Origin of the sequence: Mycetohabitans sp. B8 (genome assembly GCF_021991875.1) — a bacterium.
In the GTDB taxonomy this organism is placed as follows: domain Bacteria; phylum Pseudomonadota; class Gammaproteobacteria; order Burkholderiales; family Burkholderiaceae; genus Mycetohabitans.
Genome location: NZ_JAHLKR010000020.1, coordinates 52053 through 69750, shown reverse-complemented (window position 1 = coordinate 69750; position 17698 = coordinate 52053). Strand labels below are relative to the sequence as shown.

13 protein-coding genes and 3 pseudogenes are annotated in these 17698 nt (G+C 62.5%); 13 read left to right on the top strand and 3 right to left on the bottom strand.

Features of this window, described 5'->3' with window-relative positions; all coding sequences use genetic code 11:
* Nucleotides 1–68 precede the first annotated feature (68 nt).
* Nucleotides 69–944 (bottom strand): LysR substrate-binding domain-containing protein, encoded by an 876-nt coding sequence (locus KQH60_RS12940; RefSeq protein ID WP_237576838.1) that lies wholly within the window; start codon nucleotides 942–944, stop codon nucleotides 69–71.
* 110 nt (nucleotides 945–1054) lie between these two features.
* Here KQH60_RS12940 and KQH60_RS12935 point away from each other — a divergent pair, with 110 nt between their 5' ends.
* Nucleotides 1055–2152: a YeiH family protein gene (locus KQH60_RS12935; RefSeq protein ID WP_237576837.1), complete on the top strand. Its 1098-nt coding sequence runs from the start codon at nucleotides 1055–1057 to the stop codon at nucleotides 2150–2152.
* A 6-nt stretch (nucleotides 2153–2158) separates the two neighbouring features.
* Here KQH60_RS12935 and KQH60_RS12930 read toward each other — a convergent pair.
* Nucleotides 2159–2272: pseudogene (locus KQH60_RS12930) on the bottom strand (IS5/IS1182 family transposase); the annotation flags it as partial.
* A 625-nt stretch (nucleotides 2273–2897) separates the two neighbouring features.
* Between KQH60_RS12930 and KQH60_RS14870 the strand changes: the two are divergent.
* From KQH60_RS14870 to KQH60_RS12890, 9 genes and pseudogenes are all read left to right on the top strand, one after another.
* A complete protein-coding gene (locus KQH60_RS14870) occupies nucleotides 2898–3029 on the top strand; it encodes a hypothetical protein (protein WP_255779144.1) in 132 nt (43 codons plus the stop codon).
* A gap of 154 nt (nucleotides 3030–3183) precedes the next feature.
* The gene (locus KQH60_RS12925; RefSeq protein ID WP_237576836.1) at nucleotides 3184–5268 is read left to right on the top strand and encodes a hydantoinase/oxoprolinase family protein; all 2085 of its coding nucleotides are present in this window, start codon (nucleotides 3184–3186) and stop codon (nucleotides 5266–5268) included.
* Between the two features lie 9 nt (nucleotides 5269–5277).
* Entirely contained in the window at nucleotides 5278–6975 is a 1698-nt protein-coding gene (locus KQH60_RS12920) for a hydantoinase B/oxoprolinase family protein (RefSeq protein WP_237576835.1), read from the top strand.
* A gap of 387 nt (nucleotides 6976–7362) precedes the next feature.
* Nucleotides 7363–7550, top strand: a pseudogene (locus KQH60_RS12915) (IS5/IS1182 family transposase); the annotation flags it as partial.
* A gap of 153 nt (nucleotides 7551–7703) precedes the next feature.
* Nucleotides 7704–8465: a glutathione S-transferase gene (locus tag KQH60_RS12910; RefSeq protein WP_237576834.1), complete on the top strand. Its 762-nt coding sequence runs from the start codon at nucleotides 7704–7706 to the stop codon at nucleotides 8463–8465.
* A 28-nt stretch (nucleotides 8466–8493) separates the two neighbouring features.
* Nucleotides 8494–9779: pseudogene (locus tag KQH60_RS12905) on the top strand (chloride channel protein).
* A gap of 75 nt (nucleotides 9780–9854) precedes the next feature.
* Nucleotides 9855–11192 (top strand): C45 family peptidase, encoded by a 1338-nt coding sequence (locus tag KQH60_RS12900; RefSeq protein WP_237576833.1) that lies wholly within the window; start codon nucleotides 9855–9857, stop codon nucleotides 11190–11192.
* Nucleotides 11193–11299: 107 nt separating this feature from the next.
* Nucleotides 11300–11560, top strand: coding sequence for a hypothetical protein (locus KQH60_RS12895; protein WP_237576832.1), 261 nt, complete (start codon nucleotides 11300–11302; stop codon nucleotides 11558–11560).
* Nucleotides 11561–11621: 61 nt separating this feature from the next.
* Nucleotides 11622–11840, top strand: a complete 219-nt coding sequence (locus KQH60_RS12890; protein WP_237576831.1) for a DUF2795 domain-containing protein — start codon at nucleotides 11622–11624, stop codon at nucleotides 11838–11840.
* On the opposite strand, the gene KQH60_RS12885 is transcribed toward KQH60_RS12890, so the two are convergent.
* Nucleotides 11837–12505 (bottom strand): TetR/AcrR family transcriptional regulator, encoded by a 669-nt coding sequence (locus tag KQH60_RS12885; protein WP_237576830.1) that lies wholly within the window; start codon nucleotides 12503–12505, stop codon nucleotides 11837–11839. The two genes, KQH60_RS12890 and KQH60_RS12885, sit on opposite strands and share 4 nt — an antisense overlap.
* A 248-nt stretch (nucleotides 12506–12753) precedes the next feature.
* Between KQH60_RS12885 and KQH60_RS12880 the strand changes: the two genes are divergently transcribed.
* From KQH60_RS12880 to KQH60_RS12870, 3 genes are all read left to right on the top strand, one after another.
* On the top strand, nucleotides 12754–13893 hold the full coding sequence (locus KQH60_RS12880; protein ID WP_237576862.1) for an efflux RND transporter periplasmic adaptor subunit: 1140 nt from the start codon (nucleotides 12754–12756) through the stop codon (nucleotides 13891–13893).
* Nucleotides 13890–17105: an efflux RND transporter permease subunit gene (locus tag KQH60_RS12875; protein ID WP_237576829.1), complete on the top strand. Its 3216-nt coding sequence runs from the start codon at nucleotides 13890–13892 to the stop codon at nucleotides 17103–17105. Before KQH60_RS12880 ends, KQH60_RS12875 begins: the two co-directional genes overlap by 4 nt.
* 364 nt (nucleotides 17106–17469) lie before the next feature.
* Nucleotides 17470–17679 carry a dodecin gene (locus KQH60_RS12870; RefSeq protein WP_237576828.1) on the top strand — a complete coding sequence of 70 codons (210 nt, stop codon included), beginning with the start codon at nucleotides 17470–17472 and terminating at the stop codon, nucleotides 17677–17679.
* The last annotated feature ends 19 nt before the right edge of the window (nucleotides 17680–17698 follow it).

Sequence of the window (17698 nt, the reverse complement as noted above, 5' to 3'; positions counted from 1 at the left end):
CGCGGTCTGCGCCTGATTGATACAGGGATGATCCGCACGGGCTTGCACGTCGCGCCATGGAGACTATCCTAGTTGATGCCGCAAATGGCCAGGAACTTGAGCGTCGCGCGCGACGCTGCCGAGCCGTGCATGACCAGAATCGAGAAACGCCGCGTCAGCGGTTGCGGCGCCAGCGACACGCTGGTCAGGCGCGCATCCTCATGCCGCATCGCCATCGCCGACACGAAGCCCACGCCCATGCCGGCGCGCACCGCCTCCTTCACTCCCTCGACGCCGGCCAGCTCCAACGCGACCCGCGCGAGCGCGCCGGCCCGCGCAAACGCGCGCTCCACCTCGTGCCGCACGCCGGAGCCCGACTCACGCCAAATCAGCGGAAACTGACTAATCCGCGACAACGATGCGGCTTCATCGGTAGCCAGCGGGTGACCGACTGGCACGATCGCGACAATCTCGTCGTCGTGCCACGGATACACGCATGTGCCGACCGGTAGCTCGGCAGGCACACCGCCTTCAATCAGCGCGATGTCCAACTCCTGCAGCACATGGCAGACATCGCTTGTATTGCCATAGGTGGTGCGGATCTCGATATTAGGATGGGCGCGGTGAAAATCCGCGACCAAATACGGCAGCAGATAGCTGGCTGGCGTCGTGCTGGCGCCGATGCGCAGTGTGCCACGTTCCAGACCCCGCAACGCGTCGCGCAGTGCATGCGCTTGGCGCCACGTGTCGCGCAGCCGCGCGGCATGCACGGCCAGCTGCCGGCCAGCGTCCGTGAGCCGCACGCCACGGCCGTCGCGCACGTACAACGGCTCGCCGAATTCCTCTTGCAGCAGCCGCAGCTGTCCGGACACCGCAGGTTGCGACAAATGCACCGCTTCGGCCGCCCGGCTAATGTTCTGATGTTCCGCGACAGCGGCAAAGGTCAAAAGTTGATCAGGGGTCATGCGCTCAAACTATCAGTTAAGCCGATATTTTACATTCTAAATGACGATTTTTCATATCTATATATCCAATTTAGGATGGGGCTATCGAGGTCACCTGTCACTTGAACGCCATGTCCATCCTAATTTCCGAGTCTTCCTCGCCGTCGCGGAGCACGTCAGCGGGCGCTGTCACAGCGTCACGTCGCGGGCTGCTCAACGGCGTGCTGTTCGTCGCGCTATTTGCCTTCGCGGTCACCCAATTGGCCGCGTGGCCACTCATCGCCGGGCTCGGCATGAGCCCGCTGATCGTCGGCATTGCGTGCGGTGCGGTGTACGGCAACGCATTGCGCGTCGCCATGCCAGACAGTTGGGCTGCCGGCGTGAACTTCTCCGCGCGCAAGCTGCTGCGCATCGCGGTCGCATTCTTTGGGCTACGCGTCAGTCTGCAGGAAATCGCGCAAGTCGGGCTGGCCGGGCTGGCGATGTCCGTCGTGGTCGTCGCTACAACGCTGGCTATCGGCTGGTGGGTCGGAACCCGATGGCTGAAGTTGGACCGGGACACCGCGCTGCTCACGGCCGCGGGCAGCGCAATCTGCGGCGCAGCGGCAGTCGTCGCGTTCGAGTCCACGTTGCAATCTAAGCCACACAAGAGTGCGATGGCGGTCGGCACGGTGGTGCTGTTTGGCACGCTGTCGATGTTCGTCTATCCGCTAATGGCCAATGCCGGATGGCTTCACCTGGACGCGACCGGACTCGGCCTATACTTCGGCGGCACCATCCACGAGGTGGCACAGGTGGTCGGCGCCGCCAGCGCGATCAACGCGCAAACGGTACACGTGGCGACGATCGTCAAGATGACGCGTGTGATGCTGCTGGTGCCAGCGATTTTCGTGGTCGCCGGCTTCATCGCCCGTGCCGCGCGCAATGCGCAGCCGGCCGGCAGTAGCACGCGGCGCGGCAAGTTGCCCGTGCCGTGGTTCGCGCTCGGCTTCCTCGTGCTGGTGCTAGTGAACTCGCTGCACGTGATCCCGTTGCATGCGTCCTACATTCTTAATAGTCTAGATACCTTCGCACTGACGATGGCGATGACCGCGCTCGGGATCGAAACTCGGGTCGCGCAGATTCGCGAGGCTGGGCCACGTGCGCTGATCGCCGGCGCGCTGCTACAGCTCTGGCTGATCGCTGGGGGTTACGCGCTGACGCTCGGTGTCGAGCGCTGGCTCGGCTAGAGCGTGTTATGCACTTTGCAAGATAGGCGCGGCATGAACGAGCATGAGCATGAGCATGGCAAAGACAACGAAATGCAAGCCGACGAGTGACGCCTTCGACAACTGCTGCCATGTCCTTGCTTCGTTCCAGCTCTCGCCTACTCGCCGTAATCAAGCTACGTACGATCGTCATTCACCCCTTGTCGACGCATCGCGATAGCATGCGCCCCAAGCCTGCTTCAACGCAAACGCCATCTATTCTTCGGTGTATCTTTCCTTCTTCACGACATGACCTTCTGCTTGTCAAGGTTGCATCATGCCGGTTTTTCTACTTTTGAATGGCCCAGATTTTTGGGTCAGCCTCACAACCTTGACTCTTCTGCCCTGCACTCCGATTTCAGGTTCTTATGGAATGCCTCGATCTTCCAGCGCATGGCATACCAGTTTAATTTTTTGAGTGCCTCGGCGCGCGAGCTGACTGGCATACCAGTAGTCAGTTCCCACCCAATGCGAGCTAGTCCATAAAGCGTATCGATCATCGGACGGCACCGATCCATGTAATTGAGCGGCCACTTTTTAACCCTATCCGCCTGAATGCCCCCACAACTGTGGCACGCATTCTATGCTTATGAGCAGGCGGCCCAGCCGCGTGCCCTCCCAGTGGACGCCGGGGCACCTGGGCCAGTTCCGGCGCCATATGACGCAGGTCCGTCTCAATGGCGAGTCGCTGTATTGCTAATGCTATCCGGTCGATGCCAGTTCGATAATGGGGCATGTAGCCATTGAATACGGCGATTGGGTCACGCATCGCAAAACGCGCGATCACGGTGAGCTCGCCTACCGTGTCGCGGTGGTGGTCAAGACAACCGCATTTGACATGACCGAGAATACGCTGTAGTGGCAGCATCTGGCACCGGGCAGGACATCGACCGCCTGGCCGGGCCGCTCTAGATGCGGAAGCGATCTGGATCGGTACGCTAACGACAGCAAAAAGCCGGCGCGCGTCACATCAAAGGACAGGACGACGGCCTTCGGTGGCAAGGAGACACGCGATGAGCAAACTAAACAAGACGATTCGCGTAGCTACTGACGTCGGTGGTACTTTCACCGACCTGGTGTACTTCGAGGTCGATCCGGACACAGGCCGGCAATCGGTACGGACTGCCAAGTCGGATACGACGCCGCCTAACTACGAGCAGGGCATCCTCGACGTACTAAAAAAGGCCGATGTGGATTTGAGCGTTGTTACCTTCCTCGCGCACGGCACCACCGTAGTGATCAATGCGCTGACCGAACGCCGTGGCGTCAAGACGGGACTGATCACGACGCAAGGCTTTGGCGACACGCTAGAAATTGCGCGTGCCAACCGGCCTGACTTTTTCAATTTGAGCTGGGTCAAACCCGCGCCATTTGTGCCGCGCTACCTGCGTCGTGAAATACCGGGGCGCCTGCATGTGGACGGCAGCGAGCGCGAGCCGCTGGACCTATCCGGCCTGCCCGCCATCGTCGACACATTCCGCGCCGAAGGGGTGGAAGCAGTCGCGATCTGCCTGCTACACGCCTATGCCAATCCGGTGCACGAACAAGCGGTGCTGGCCGGTGTGCGTCGGCTCTGGCCACAGGCGTCGGCGGTGGCATCGCACCAAATCACGCGCGAGTGGCGGGAATACGAGCGCTCCAGTACCGCGGTACTGTCCGCCTATGTGCAGCCCATCGCCGCGCGCTACCTGCAGCGGCTTGAAGATGGATTGCGATCGAACGGCTATCGGGCGCCGCTCTATGTGATGCAATCAAACTGCGGTGTCGACACCGTGGCTCACGCCCGAGAAATCCCGATTACGATGGTGGAGTCGGGGCCGGCCAGCGGCTTCTGGGGAGCGGCCGAACTGGGCCGTCTGATCGACGAGCCCAATGTGCTCGCGCTCGATATCGGCGGCACCACGGCCAAATGCGCACTGATCAAGGACGAGCAGATCTCCATCAAAACGGACTATTGGATTGAGCGCGACCGGACGCATGCCGGCTATCCGATCATGGTACCTGTGGTCGATATGGTCGAGATCGGCAATGGTGGCGGCTCGATCGCGTGGATCGATGAATTCGACAAGCTGCATGTCGGCCCGCAATCGGCCAGCGCATCGCCTGGTCCTGCAGCCTACGGTCGCGGCGGCACCAACGTGACCACCACCGATGCAAACCTGATTCTGAACCGCATCAATAAGGATTATTTCTGCGGCGGTACGTTCATTGCCGACATGGACGCCGTGGCCCGGGCCATGGCACCGCTGACCGAGCGGCTACGGCTGTCGCCTCAGGCAATCGCGCGCGGCATTATTCGGATCGCCAACGACAACATGGCGAATGCGCTGAAGTTGGTGTCACTCAGCCGGGGCCATGATCCGCGTGACTTCACGCTGCTCGCCTTCGGTGGCGGCGGCGCGATGCACGCCGTTGCGCTCGCGCAGGAACTAGGCGTGAAAAAGGTGGTGATTCCGCGTGGTGCGTCTGTCTTTTCTGCGTGGGGCATGACGATGTCCGACCTGCGTCGCGACTGCTTCGTCAACCGCCTCTTTGAGATGGATCGTCCGGATGCGGCGCTCGGTGCGCAAGCGCTGCTCGAACAGCTGTCGCATGATGCAACGGCACAGTACGCGACCGAGGGCATCGGCGCCGACGCTATCGAATTGGCCCTGTACTGCAAGATCCGTTACCAGAACCAGGAGCATGCGGTCGAGGTGCCGCTGCGGCAAGGTGAACGCTTCGCCACGCATTGGGCCGATATCGTTGCCCGCTTTCACGCCAGCTACGAGCAACAGTACACCTATCGGCTCGACGCCCCGCTGGAGATCGTCGGCTTTCATATCGTCGCCGTGGCAGAAATCGGCAAGCTCAACCTGGCCGAGCTGCCAGTCACCGGCGCCACGGTTCAGGCTGCGGCAAAAGGCCGTCGCACCGTCGACTATGCGCTCGAAGGGCGGCTCGAAGCGATCGTCTACGACGCGGAACGCATCGAGCCTGGCATGCGCTTCGCCGGTCCGGCAATGATTGAGGACCCCGGCACGACCATCGTGGTCCACCCGAACAACGCCGTGAGCGTCGACCGCCTCGGCAACTTTCACATCACTCTTTCCGTGTGAGCCATCATCATGAGCCACAGTGATAAGACCGATATCTTCACGCTCGATATCATTCAGAATGCACTACAAGCCATCGCCGACGAGATGTTCACCGCGATGCGCAAGACCGCGATGAGCCCGATCATCTACGAGGTGCTCGACATGGGGACTGGCATCACCGATGCGCAAGGCAATATCGCCAGCTCCGGCGCCGGTATCCCTGCCTTTGTTGGCGTGCTGGACAAGGCAGTGCGCCGCATTTTGGTTGAGCACGACCAACCAGGCGACATCGAGCCGGGTGACATCTTCATTACCAACGACCCGTACTCGGGCGGCGTGACGCATCTGAACGACGTGGTACTGTCGATGCCGGTTTTCGTTGGCGACGACATCGTCGCGTGGACGGCCAATATTGCTCACTGGAACGATGTGGGTGGCATGGTCCCGGGATCGTTCTCCACCGATGCAACCGATATCTTCCAGGAAGGGCTGCGCCTGGCCGCGGTAAAACTGATCTCACGCGGCAAGCCGATGCGTCCCGTGATGCAGATTCTGCGCTATAACACGCGCATGCCCGACTTCATGGAAGGTGATCTTTGGGCAGGCATCGCTGCCGCGCGCAGCGGCGCGACACGCTTGATTGAACTGACCCAAAAGTACGGTAAAGCAATGTTCCTGCAGGCAATGCAAGACTTCATGAACTACGGTGAAAAGGTCTCGCTGAAAGCACTGCGCCACACGCCGAAAGGGCGCTTCGAACTGGCCGAACCTCAAGACGACGGCAAGGTGTACAAAGTAGTCGTTGAAATCGGCGACAACGGAATGATCGTCGACTTGCGCGACAATCCGGACCAGGTCCATGGGCCGGGCAATCTTAGCCGCGACGGCACGGTAGTGGCTGCCCAGATGGCATTTAAGTCGATCACCGAGCCGAACGGCAGCGCCAACGGCGGCACCTTCCGGCCGCTGAAGGTCGTGACACGGCCTGGTTCGCTGTTTGATGCGCGTAGCCCCGCGGCAGAAGGATTTTACTTTGAAAACCTGATCCGGGTGCACGATCTGATCCTACGCTGTCTTGCACCGCATCTGCCCGGCCGCATCCCCGCCGGCAGTTTCTCGTCGATATGCGCCACTGTGATTGGCGGCCCCCATCCGAAAACCGCGCGCATTTTCACGCTGATCGAGCCCGAGATCGGCGGATGGGGAGCAAAGCGGGATCGCGACGGCAACAGCGCGATGTTCTCCGCAATGCATGGCGAGACATACAACTGCCCGGCCGAGATCTGCGAAGCGCGCTATGGCGTCTATGTTGAGTGCATGGAACTGAACGACGAACCAGGGGGATACGGGCAATATCGCGGCGGCCGCGGCATCCGGCTCGATTATCGGATCCGCTCCGACGGCAGCTTCCTGACCTGCGGATATACGCGCGCCAAAGTGCCACCGTGGGGCCAGGCGAACGGACGTGACGGTTCACTCAATTTCGTCGAGGTTGTGCGCGCCGACGGCCGCAGCGAGCGCTACGCCATGGCCAGCGGCGTCAAGCTCGATCGCGGCGATGTGGTCCGCGTGCGTACGGGCTCAGGCGGTGGATACGGTGATCCGTCGATGCGCGATCCCGATGCGGTTCGCGACGACATTCGAAATGGCTATATCTCTGTCGAGCTGGCACGCGAAGTCTATCATTGGGAGGGGAGCGTGCGACTACATCATGCAGGCCAGATCTGAAAGTATCAGATCACCACAGGTCGAATAGATAAACGCGAGTCGTGAGCCGCCGCCAGTCTGCGCTTGCGGTTTGCGGGTGGACCATAGAAAGTCCATGTATGCGATTCGCACACATCGGTTGTCGTCCAATTGAAATCTTAGCTATCTTCAACCGCATACGGAAACGATGTGTATCAGCACCATAATCTATGCTGAACTGCAGCACGGCGTCGAAAGGTGTTCAAGACCGGATCATAACCGCCGACAGGTAGACGATTTCGTGTTCCATTTAGAAACGTTGGACTATGGAGTTAAAGCCGCTGCCCATTATGGCGACATTCGCGCGACGCTTGAACGTAAGGGGCAGGTAATCAGTGTAAACGAGCTGCATATTGCAGCGCTCAGATGTTGGCACAAGCGGTGCAACTTGTGACTGGGCGGAGCGTGAAGCTTGCCTTTGCCGACCAAGGTTATACAGCAGCAGAAGACTCGCTCACGACGACGAGCGTTTGCCCGAAACGCTCGTCGGCTTGCATTTCCTCGTCTTTGCCATACTCATGCTCGTTCATGCCTCGCCTATCTTGCAAAGTGCATAACACGCTCTAGCCCAGTGGTACGGTAGTCAATGGTATCGTGACGGCAGGCGCGGCCCGGCTTGCGGTGCCGCGCGGGCGCAGCGGCCATCGGACGCCGGAACACTGGCTGCCAGCGGCCGCTGTCCGTCGCTACGCTGTCCCAGGACTGTGATGATGAGCTACGAACTGTACTACTGGCCGGGCCTACAGGGCCGCGGTGAATTCGTCCGCCTAGCGCTCGAAGAGGCAGGTGCAGATTATCTTGATATCGCGCGCCTGCCGCCGTCCGGTCGCCGCGAGGACGCGAATCCGCAGGGCACGGAGCACGGCATCGACGCGATGATGTCGATCCTACAAAGCCAAACCGAGCCTTGCATCCCCTTCGCTCCCCCCTTCCTGCGCGACGGCACGACACTCGTCGCGCAGACCGCTAACATCCTGCTGTACCTGGGGCCCCGGCTCGGCCTGGCGCCCGCGGATGAAGCGCAGCGCCACTGGGTCCATGGGCTGCAGTTAACCATTGCCGACATGGTGACCGAGGCGCACGACACACACCACCCGATCGCCAGCGCGTTGTATTTTGAGCAGCAGCGCGACACCGCCCGGCAGCGCGCCGCCGACTTTATCGCCAACCGGATACCGAAGTTCATGCACTATTTCGAGCGTGTGCTCGAGCAGAACCCCACGGGATGCGCGCACCTGGTCGGCGCGACATTGAGTTACGCAGACCTGTCGATGTTCCAACTTATCGACGGACTGCGCTACGCGTTTCCGCGCGCCACCGCCCGCTTCGCGACACACTATCCGAAGCTCACGGCACTATATGAAGCAGTGCGCGCGCGGCCACGCATCGCCGCGTACCTGGCGTCGCCTCGCCGCATCCCGCACAATGAGTCGTGCGTGTTCCGGCACTACGCGGAACTGGACGCCAGTTGACCCATCGTCACCAGCGCCGTGCTGGCCTTTGCTCAAGCTGCGCACCCGCGCGCAACGCCTGTTCAAGCTGTCCGACGAGCATACGATGCTGCTGTGGACCACCCTTGCCGGCTTGGTTGGCGCTGCCGCGACCGTCGTATTCCGCGTCGGCATCGACTGGCTGGAACCGCTCGTTGACCCCGACGCGATCGGACTGGTGCAGATCGCGCGCGACCTACCATGGTACGCGCGGCTTGCGCTGCCCAGCGTCGGCGGCGCCGCGGCCGGCATCACGTCCGCGTACAGCACCCCGATCGCCGGCGCGCTGTTCGTCACCGAAATCGTGCTGGGCTCAATCGCGATGGAGCGCTTCGGGCCGATCATCGTGTCATCCGTGGGCTTGGCCGATGGGTGCCGCCCCTGCCCTGGCGGCTCGCACTGGGCGGCGCGTTGGTAGGCGCCTTATCGATCCAGGCACCGCAAGTGTGGGGCAACGGCTATAGCGTGGTGAACGCCATCCTGCACCAGCCGTGGACCTGGCAAGCGCTGGTCGCAGTGCTGATATTCAAGGTGGCGGCGACTTGCGCGGCAGTCGGCTCAGGCGCGGTCGGCGGTATTTTCACGCCGACGCTGTTCGTCGGCGCGGTGCTCGGCGCAATCTACGGACTCGCGGCCCATGCGCACTTGCCGCTCGCCACGTCGGCGCCGTTCGCGTATGCCATCGTCGGGATGGGAGCTTTCCTCGCGGCAGCGACCCATGCGCCGTTGATGGCGATCCTGATGATCTTCGAGATGACGCTCAGCTACCAGGTCGTGCTGCCGTTGATGCTGGCCAGCGTGATCGCCTATTTCATCGCGCGGGCCTTGGCCGAGACCTCAATGTACGAAGTTACGCTACGGCGCAACCGCGAGCGTCGTGAACGGCTGCGCCTGAAGGCCACGCAGATGCGCAAACTGGTGCGCCCGGCTGACACCGTCCTTGGCCTGGAGGCGAGCGTATCGGACATGACGCGCGTATTTCTCGCCTATCCGGTCAAGTACATCTATATCGTCGACGCCGCCGGCTGGTTCCAAGGCGTGGTCGCGTTAAAGGACATCACCTCCGATCCACTCGATCAGCACGGTCCACGCGAGCGCCGCGCGCACGATTACCTGTGCAGAGATTTCGCCGCGCTGACGCCGGACATGCCGCTTGCCGCCGCGCTGCAGCACTTTCTCGCCTTCCAAGGCGAGCGGCTACCCGTTGTCGCATCGATGCGGGTACCTAAATTGCTAGGCGTAGCCTACAAGACCTCGCTGTTGCAGGCATACTTCCGGATGAATGCCAGCGACTGAGCCGCGCCGCGTGCGGCGCGTCGCCGCGATGGCAAGACGCAACGGATTCACTACCATGGATTCGGAGGGTGCGATATGTCTGAACAATCGACTCCTGCGCAGCGGCGCGACCAGGCTGGCTGGATCTTCGTGCATATCGAAGGTGCGCCGTACGAACGTGGCCTACAGCACGGCCAGTTGCTTGCCCGCGAGATCAACAGCGCGATCCGCACCGCGCAATATCTGGTCAAGTGGGATACCGGCGAGGAGTTCGACACCTTCGTGAACGCCGCCATCGACCAGTTCACCGACCGTGTCGATGACGAGTTCACCGCCGAGATGCGCGGCATTGCCGATGGCGCGCAGGTGCCCTACGAACAGGTGCTCGCCTGGAACGGCTACATGGAACTGCTGCAAAGCTGGTGGCCCGCGCATGTCAGCCAAACACGGCCGCAACTCGCCGGCAAGCCATGGCGCGGGCGCCTCGGCCATCACTGCAGTGCGTTCATTGCAACCGGCAGCGCCACGCGCGATGGTCGCATCGTGATGGCGCACAACTCGTGGGACCGCTATGCGGCCGGCGATGCGTTTAACGTGATCTTCGATATCGTGCCCGACGAGGGCAACCGAATTCTCATGCAGGGGCTGCCCGGCTGCATCTCCAGCTTAACGGACTTTTGGATTACGTCAGCGGGCCTCATGGTGACCGAGACGACGATCTCCAATTTTGTCGGCTACAACCCCTCCGGCTCGCCGGAGTTCTACCGTTCGCGCAAGGCAACACAGTACGCAGATAGCATCGGTTCGTGGTGCGAGCGCTTTGCGACTGACAACAACGGCGGCTACGTGAATAGCTGGCTGCTCGGCGACACCAAAACCGGCGAAATTGCGCGCTATGAGCTCGGGCTACATTATTCCGGGTTCGAGGCCACCACGGACGGCTTTTACAGCGGCTTCAACACGGCCAACGACTTAAAGATCCGCAACCAAGAATGCATCAGCGAGGGGGATGACTATAACGACGTGCGACGCAATGGCGCGCGCCGGCTGCGCTGGATGCAATTGATGGAAAAGCACCGAGGCCGAATCGATGCCGAACTGGCCAAGGAAATCATCGCCGACCATTACGATGTGTACCTCGACCGCGACGATCATCCAAGCTCGCGCACCCTCTGCGGCCACCTGGAACTGGACGACGCCCGCTTTGGCGGCGCCGATCATGGTCCGTTCAATCCATGGGGCGCCAACGACGGCAAGGTGGTCGACAGCGACATGGCGGTGCGGCTCGAATTGTGGGCGCGTTGGGGTCACCCATGCGGCCGGCCGTTCGACGCACAAGCGTTTATGCGCCGCCATCCACAGTGGAATTGGCTCAACGGTTACATGCGCGATCGCGCGTCCCAGCCTTGGATACTGTTCGACGCGGTCCGTTAATCACCTGCCGGCGCGCGGCGCGGCGCACCCTCGCGGAACGCGGGCACATAGGTTGCGCAAGCATCGCTATCGCGCTTCAGTGGAGGGCCTACACCATGAATCCATTCATGTCACCTCCGATGGCGGCGTTGGCCGCGGCCATCGTCAGCACGCCGCTCATCGCCGTCGTGCCGGGCGACAACGGTGTACCCGACGTGGTCCATGCTCCGCACGCGCGACACGCCGGCAGCACGGTATCGTCCGCCGTTCCTGGCGTGCCACAGAGGGACGGTGCCGTGCCGATCGAGCACTGGCAGACCATTGAGTTGCCGACGCCCCGACCGGACGCTGCCGCGAGGCCTGCACGGCATGTCAAGATCCGAACATGAGCAGCACAGTATCACCCATGCGCCTGCTGCCCGCCCGTTGCCTCGCCTGGAAACTTGACGAATGAACGCCACCGACCCAATCGACCAGCAAATCAGCCAGACGCTGCGAGATGTGCGCTACCCGGCCACGCGCGACGCGCTAGTAGCCGCCGCCTGCTCGGCAGGTGCCAGCAACGACGTGCTACTCGCGCTGCAGGCACTACCCGAGCGTGACTACCCGGATCCGCAGTCGGTCGCGCGCTGGATCGGCAGTGCGGCGGGCCCCGGCCTGTCCGCTTAGCGTACACGCGCGGCGACACGCTCAGCGAGGCTCCCCGCCCGATGGCCGAACACCGCCGCACCGAAGAACGCTGCCAGCACGTTCTCTGCCATTTCGTTGGTCACGTGCGGGTCCGACGCATGGAAGCACTGGATGCCGTCGCACAAGGCCATCAGGCCAAGCGCAAGTTGTGCGGCCGGCACGATTGGCCTGATGCCCAGACGCGCGCAGAACGCATCGATGAAATACGCGATGTCCGCGCGGGTCTGTTTCGACAGCGCATTGAGCCGCGCACGAAACTTCGCGTCACGCGTGGCCAACAACCGCGCCTGCATCCACACTAGGAAACACTTGTTTTCGCAGTACAGCGTACTGTAGTACGTCAGAATCCGCGCCTCGATGTCCTGCGCGCTGCCCTGTAGATCGAAAATGCGCTGCAACGCCTGCTGAATATCGCCCTGATCGCGCTTCAGCAACGCCAGCAGCAACTCCGCCTTGTCCTTGAAGTTTGAATAGAACGCCCCGCGCGTGTAGCCGGCTGCCGCGGCGACATCCTCGACACTGGACGCGTCGAATCCTTTTTTCATGAAAAGCGTCTGCGCAGCGTCCATCAGGCGCTGACGCGTCTGCTCCCGGCTTTGCTCTCGCGTGAGCCGGGTACGGGGGCGAGCACGAGACGTCGACATGGCCGCATGATATCACCATCGGCCACGTCAATACACTTTTGCATCTGGATACAACAGTGCATTAAAATACGATTTAGTATTCAGCGGGCGGGTGCGACGTCACGCGCATCACAGGCGTGTCCGGGCGACGCATCGGCTCATTGCGTCCGTCGCCTCTCGCCGGAGTTGCCGTGAAAGCTCTCGTTTTGCATTCCGCCCCGCGTCGTCGCCCGCGCCTGGCGCCGTGCACGACCGCCGTCGCCAGCGCGCTGGGTGCGCTCGTGCTGCTTAACGCGTGCCGCGACCGTGCCGCCCCGGCCATGCCGGCTCGACCGGTCGTGGCGGCCACCGTGCACAGCGCCACAGCCGGCGCCGTTGCCGCGACAATCGTCCCCGGCGAAGTGGCCGCGCGATTCTCGACGCCGCTGTCGTTTCGCGTCAGCGGCAAACTGATCGAGCGCCGGGTCCATCTGGGCGACGCCGTACGCGCCGGGCAGATCGTCGCGCAACTCGATCCCGCCGATGCGCGTAAGAACGCTGCAAGCGCCGCCGCACAGTTGAGCGCGGCCGAGCACCGGCTGCTGTTCGCGCGACAGCAACTCAAGCGCGACCGCGCGCAGGCGCAGTTAAACCTGATCAGCAAACTGCAACTCGAGCAAACCGAAGACAACCATGCCGCGGCCCTCGCGCAGCGCGATGCCGCCGCTCAGCAAGCCGCGCTGGCAAAGGATCAGCTCGGCTACACTACGCTCGCCGCCGACCACGAGGGGGTGATCACGCAGGAACTGGCGGACACTGGACAGAACCTATCGGCCGGACAAGCGGTCTACCAACTCGCGTGGTCTGGCGCGCTGGACGTGATCTGCGACCTGCCGGAGCGCACACTGGCCTTCATCGGTCCCGGCACAAAGGCCCATGTCACGCTTGCCGCGTTGCCTGGCCAGGCGTTCACCGCGACGCTGCGCGAGTTGGCGCCGTCCGCCGATCCGGCCAGCCGGACCTATCGCGCCAAGCTCACGCTCGAGTTGCCCCGCGGCGGCGCCGACACGGTACGCCTGGGCATGACCGCCCGCGTGGCCTTCCAGCCGCACGCCACGCGCGCGGTCAGCCATGACATCGTCCTGCCCGCCACCGCGCTGTTCCATCAAAACGAACGCCCCGCGGTATGGGTGATTCGTGCCAATGCCGCGTCACGCGACGCCGGCCAGCCGCGCGATGCGCGCAAACAGGACGTGGGCACGCTGGAGCTGCGGCCGGTCACGGTGTCGCACTACACCGAACGCACCGTGGTGGTCAGCGCCGGACTGACCGACGGCGAGCGCGTCGTGCTACGCGGCGTGCACACGGTCAGCGCGGGCGAACAGGTCAAGCCCGTCGCGCCGCTGCATCCGGAGGATTTCGCGCTATGACCGGCGCTCAATACAAACCGCCCGGTCATGCGCACGACGAAGGACGCTTCAACCTATCCGCCTGGACACTGCGGCACCAGGCATTGGTGGTCTTCGTGCTGGTGCTAGTCACGCTTGCCGGCATCCTGTCGTACCGGAATCTATCGCAATCGGAAGATCCGCCGTTCACCTTCAAGGTGATGGTGATCCAGACACGGTGGCCCGGCGCTGATGCCCAGCAGGTCCAGCAGCAAATCACCGACCGGATCGCACGCAAGCTACAGGAAACCCCAAAGATCGACTTCCTGCGCAGCTACTCACGCCCTGGTGAGTCGCTGCTGTTCTTCACGATTAAGGATTCGGCTCCGGCCTCGGCCGTGCCAGACACGTGGTACCAAATCCGCAAGAAGATCGGCGACATCGCCCATACCTTGCCGCCCGGCGTGCAGGGACCCTTTTTCAACGACGAGTTCGGTGACGTCTACACGAACATCTATGCGCTGGAGGGCGACGGGTTTTCCGCCGCGCAGCTGCACGACTACGCGGACCAGTTGCGCGGCGAGTTGCTGCGCGTACCCGGCGTCGCAAAAGTCGATTACTTCGGCGATCCGAACCAGCACATCTATATCGAGATTTCGAACGCGCAGTTGTCCCGGCTCAGTATCAGCCCCCAACAACTCGCCCATGCGATCAACACGCAAAACGCCGTCGTGGCGGCCGGCGTGCTGACCACCGCCGATGATCGCGTATTCGTGCGACCGAGCGGCCAATACAATCATGTTGACGCGCTCGCCGATACACTGGTGCGCATCAACAACCGTTCGTTCCGGCTGGGCGACATCGCCACAATCCGCCGCGACTACGATGATCCGCCGGTCACGCAGATGCGCTTCAACGGCCGCCCGGTGCTCGGCATCGGCGTGACGATGCAGCCAGACGGCGACGTGATCAAGCTCGGCAAGGCGCTGGACGCGCGCGTCGCGCAGTTGCGCACGCAGTTGCCTGCCGGGCTGGCACTGACCGAGGTCTCCAGCATGCCGCATGCCGTGTCGCATTCCGTGGATGACTTTATGGAGGCCGTCGCCGAGGCGGTCGGCATCGTGCTGGTGGTCAGCCTCGTATCGCTCGGGCTGCGCACCGGGATGGTCGTGGTCATCTCGATCCCAATCGTGCTAGCCGTGACCGCACTGGTGATGGGCCTGTTCAATATCGGGCTACATAAGGTATCGCTTGGCACGCTGGTGCTCGCCCTCGGCTTGCTGGTCGATGATGCGATCATTGCGGTCGAGATGATGGCAGTCAAGCTTGAACAAGGGTGGAGCCGCGCGAAAGCCGCTGCATTCGCGTACACCAGCACCGCGTTTCCAATGCTCACCGGCACGCTGGTCACCGTGTCCGGTTTCCTACCCATTGCGTTGGCCAAGTCCACCACCGGCGAATACACCCGCTCGATCTTTGAGGTATCAGCGATCGCGTTGCTGTTATCGTGGCTCGCCGCGGTGATCGTGATCCCACTGCTCGGCTATCACATGCTGCCCGAGCGCAAGCGGCCCGCCGTTCCCGAAGCGCAGAGGCACGCAGACGAACGCGAGCAAAAGCCGGTACACGGACACAAGCAACGGAATAGGCAAGAACAAGAACAAGAACAAGAACAAGAACAAGAGCACGATATCTACGACACGCGCTTTTACGCACGCCTGCGCGTATGGATCACCTGGTGCGTCAAGCACCGCTTCGTCGTGCTAGCCGTGACGTTCGTGCTTTTCTTAGTCGCGCTCGGCGGCTTCGGGCTAGTCGCGCAGCAGTTCTTCCCGAGTTCGGACCGGCCAGAGTTGTTGATCGACGTGCGGCTGAACGAAAGCGCATCATTCGACGCGACGTTGCGGGAAACGCAGCGCATCGAGGCGCTGCTCAAAGGGCGGCCGGAGATCGACCATGCGATCAGCTTCGTGGGCAGCGGCGCGCCGCGCTTCTACCTGCCGCTAGACCAGCAACTGCAACTGCCCAACTTCGCGCAGTTCGTCATCACCGCAAAGTCCGTCCAGGATCGTGACGCGCTCGCGCGCTTGCTCGACGACAAGCTCACGACCGACTTCAGTGATGTTCGCACGCGGCTGTCCCGACTAGAGAACGGCCCGCCGATCGGCTATCCGGTGCAATTCCGCATCAGCGGCGACGACATCGCGACGGTACGCGCCATCGCCACGCAAGTCGCCTCGGTGATGCAGGACGACGCTCGCACGCGCAATGTTCAATTCGATTGGGACGAGCCCGGGCAACGCTCGGTGCATTGGGTGGTCGACCAAGCCAAGGCTCGCGAGTTAGGCGTATCGTCGCAGGATATTGCTAGCTTCCTGCAGATGTCGCTGTCCGGCTACACTGTCACGCAATACCGCGAGCGCGACAAGCTAATCGAAGTGGACTTGCGCGCGCCCCGCAACGAGCGTGTTGACCCGTCGGCGCTCGCGTCGCTGGCGATGCCCACGCCGTCCGGGCCAGTGCCGCTCGGCACGCTCGGGCGACTGTCGTACGGGCTCGAATACGCGGTGATCTGGGAGCGCGATCGGCAACCGACGATCACGGTGCAATCCGATGTGCGTGGCGGCGTACAGGGCATTGACGTCACCCAGTCAATCGACAAGGCATTGGCGGGGCTGCGTGCGAAGCTGCCGGTAGGCTACCGCATCGAGGTCGGCGGCTCGGTCGAGGAAAACGCGAAAGCGCAAGCATCGATCAATGCGCAACTGCCGCTAATGATCATCGCTGTGCTGACCTTGCTGATGATCCAGCTGCAGAGCTTCTCACGCGTGATGATGGTGATGCTCACCGCACCGCTCGGGCTGATCGGCGTGGTCGCCGCGCTGCTCGCGTTTGGCCAGCCGTTCGGCTTTGTCGCGCTGCTTGGCGTGATCGCGATGTTCGGCATCATCATGCGTAACTCCGTGATCCTGGTCGACCAGATCGAGCAGGATATCGCGGCCGGACATGGCCGTCTTGCTGCCATCGTCGGCGCGACGGTGCGCCGTTTCAGACCCATCACCCTGACTGCCGCCGCTGCAGTGCTGGCGCTGATCCCGCTGCTGCGCAGCAATTTCTTCGGCCCAATGGCGACAGCGCTGATGGGCGGCATCACCAGCGCCACCGTATTGACGCTGTTCTACCTGCCCGCGCTGTACGCTACGTGGTTCCGCGTGCGTAACGACGAAACCCAGTCGCCGCAGGAGGCACGATGATGCGCCGTTTTTCGAGCGTGCTGTTGTCACCCCTATCGACGCCGGAGCCCGTGTCAAGCTTGTCCTTCATGTCGGAGACAATGGCCCGGCTTACGCCCGTCATCCATTTGCGGGACCCCTCCGCGCCGCGTCGTCAGCCGGCAAGCGGCGATCGCGGCGACAGCATGCGTGGCCACGGCGTGCGCCACGCGGATTGGCCTCGCTGCGTTGTCGCGCCCTCTCGTGTCGTCTCGTGCCTGGCCGTGCCTTGTGCGTTGTGCCTTATTGGCGCACCGCCACCCACGCGGCGCGCAGGGCTGGCATAGGCCGTGCTACGAACATACGAGACTGAACACAGCGCTGTTCACCTTACCGGGAGAAGACCATGAGTGACCACGTATATAAACAGATCGAGTTGACCGGATCGTCGACACAATCCATCCAGCACGCCATCGAGAACGCAATCGAGAAGGCGTCGCAGACCTTGCGCAACCTGCATTGGTTTGAGGTCACCGACACGCGCGGCCATATTGAGAACGGCAAGGTCATTCACTGGCAGGTCAGCCTGAAGGTCGGCCTGCGCATCGAGGACTAATCCGCCGTTGCCGAGCCGA

Excerpts from the sequence above, each read along its gene's own strand:
- KQH60_RS12940 (WP_237576838.1), bottom strand. The coding sequence starts at position 944 with ATGACCCCTGATCAACTTTTGACCTTTGCCGCTGTCGCGGAACATCAG.
- KQH60_RS12935 (WP_237576837.1), top strand. The coding sequence starts at position 1,055 with ATGTCCATCCTAATTTCCGAGTCTTCCTCGCCGTCGCGGAGCACGTCA.
- KQH60_RS14870 (WP_255779144.1), top strand. The coding sequence starts at position 2,898 with ATGGGGCATGTAGCCATTGAATACGGCGATTGGGTCACGCATCGCAAA.
- KQH60_RS12925 (WP_237576836.1), top strand. The coding sequence starts at position 3,184 with ATGAGCAAACTAAACAAGACGATTCGCGTAGCTACTGACGTCGGTGGT.
- KQH60_RS12920 (WP_237576835.1), top strand. The coding sequence starts at position 5,278 with ATGAGCCACAGTGATAAGACCGATATCTTCACGCTCGATATCATTCAG.
- KQH60_RS12910 (WP_237576834.1), top strand. The coding sequence starts at position 7,704 with ATGAGCTACGAACTGTACTACTGGCCGGGCCTACAGGGCCGCGGTGAA.
- KQH60_RS12900 (WP_237576833.1), top strand. The coding sequence starts at position 9,855 with ATGTCTGAACAATCGACTCCTGCGCAGCGGCGCGACCAGGCTGGCTGG.
- KQH60_RS12895 (WP_237576832.1), top strand. The coding sequence starts at position 11,300 with ATGTCACCTCCGATGGCGGCGTTGGCCGCGGCCATCGTCAGCACGCCG.
- KQH60_RS12890 (WP_237576831.1), top strand. The coding sequence starts at position 11,622 with ATGAACGCCACCGACCCAATCGACCAGCAAATCAGCCAGACGCTGCGA.
- KQH60_RS12885 (WP_237576830.1), bottom strand. The coding sequence starts at position 12,505 with ATGTCGACGTCTCGTGCTCGCCCCCGTACCCGGCTCACGCGAGAGCAA.
- KQH60_RS12875 (WP_237576829.1), top strand. The coding sequence starts at position 13,890 with ATGACCGGCGCTCAATACAAACCGCCCGGTCATGCGCACGACGAAGGA.
- KQH60_RS12870 (WP_237576828.1), top strand. The coding sequence starts at position 17,470 with ATGAGTGACCACGTATATAAACAGATCGAGTTGACCGGATCGTCGACA.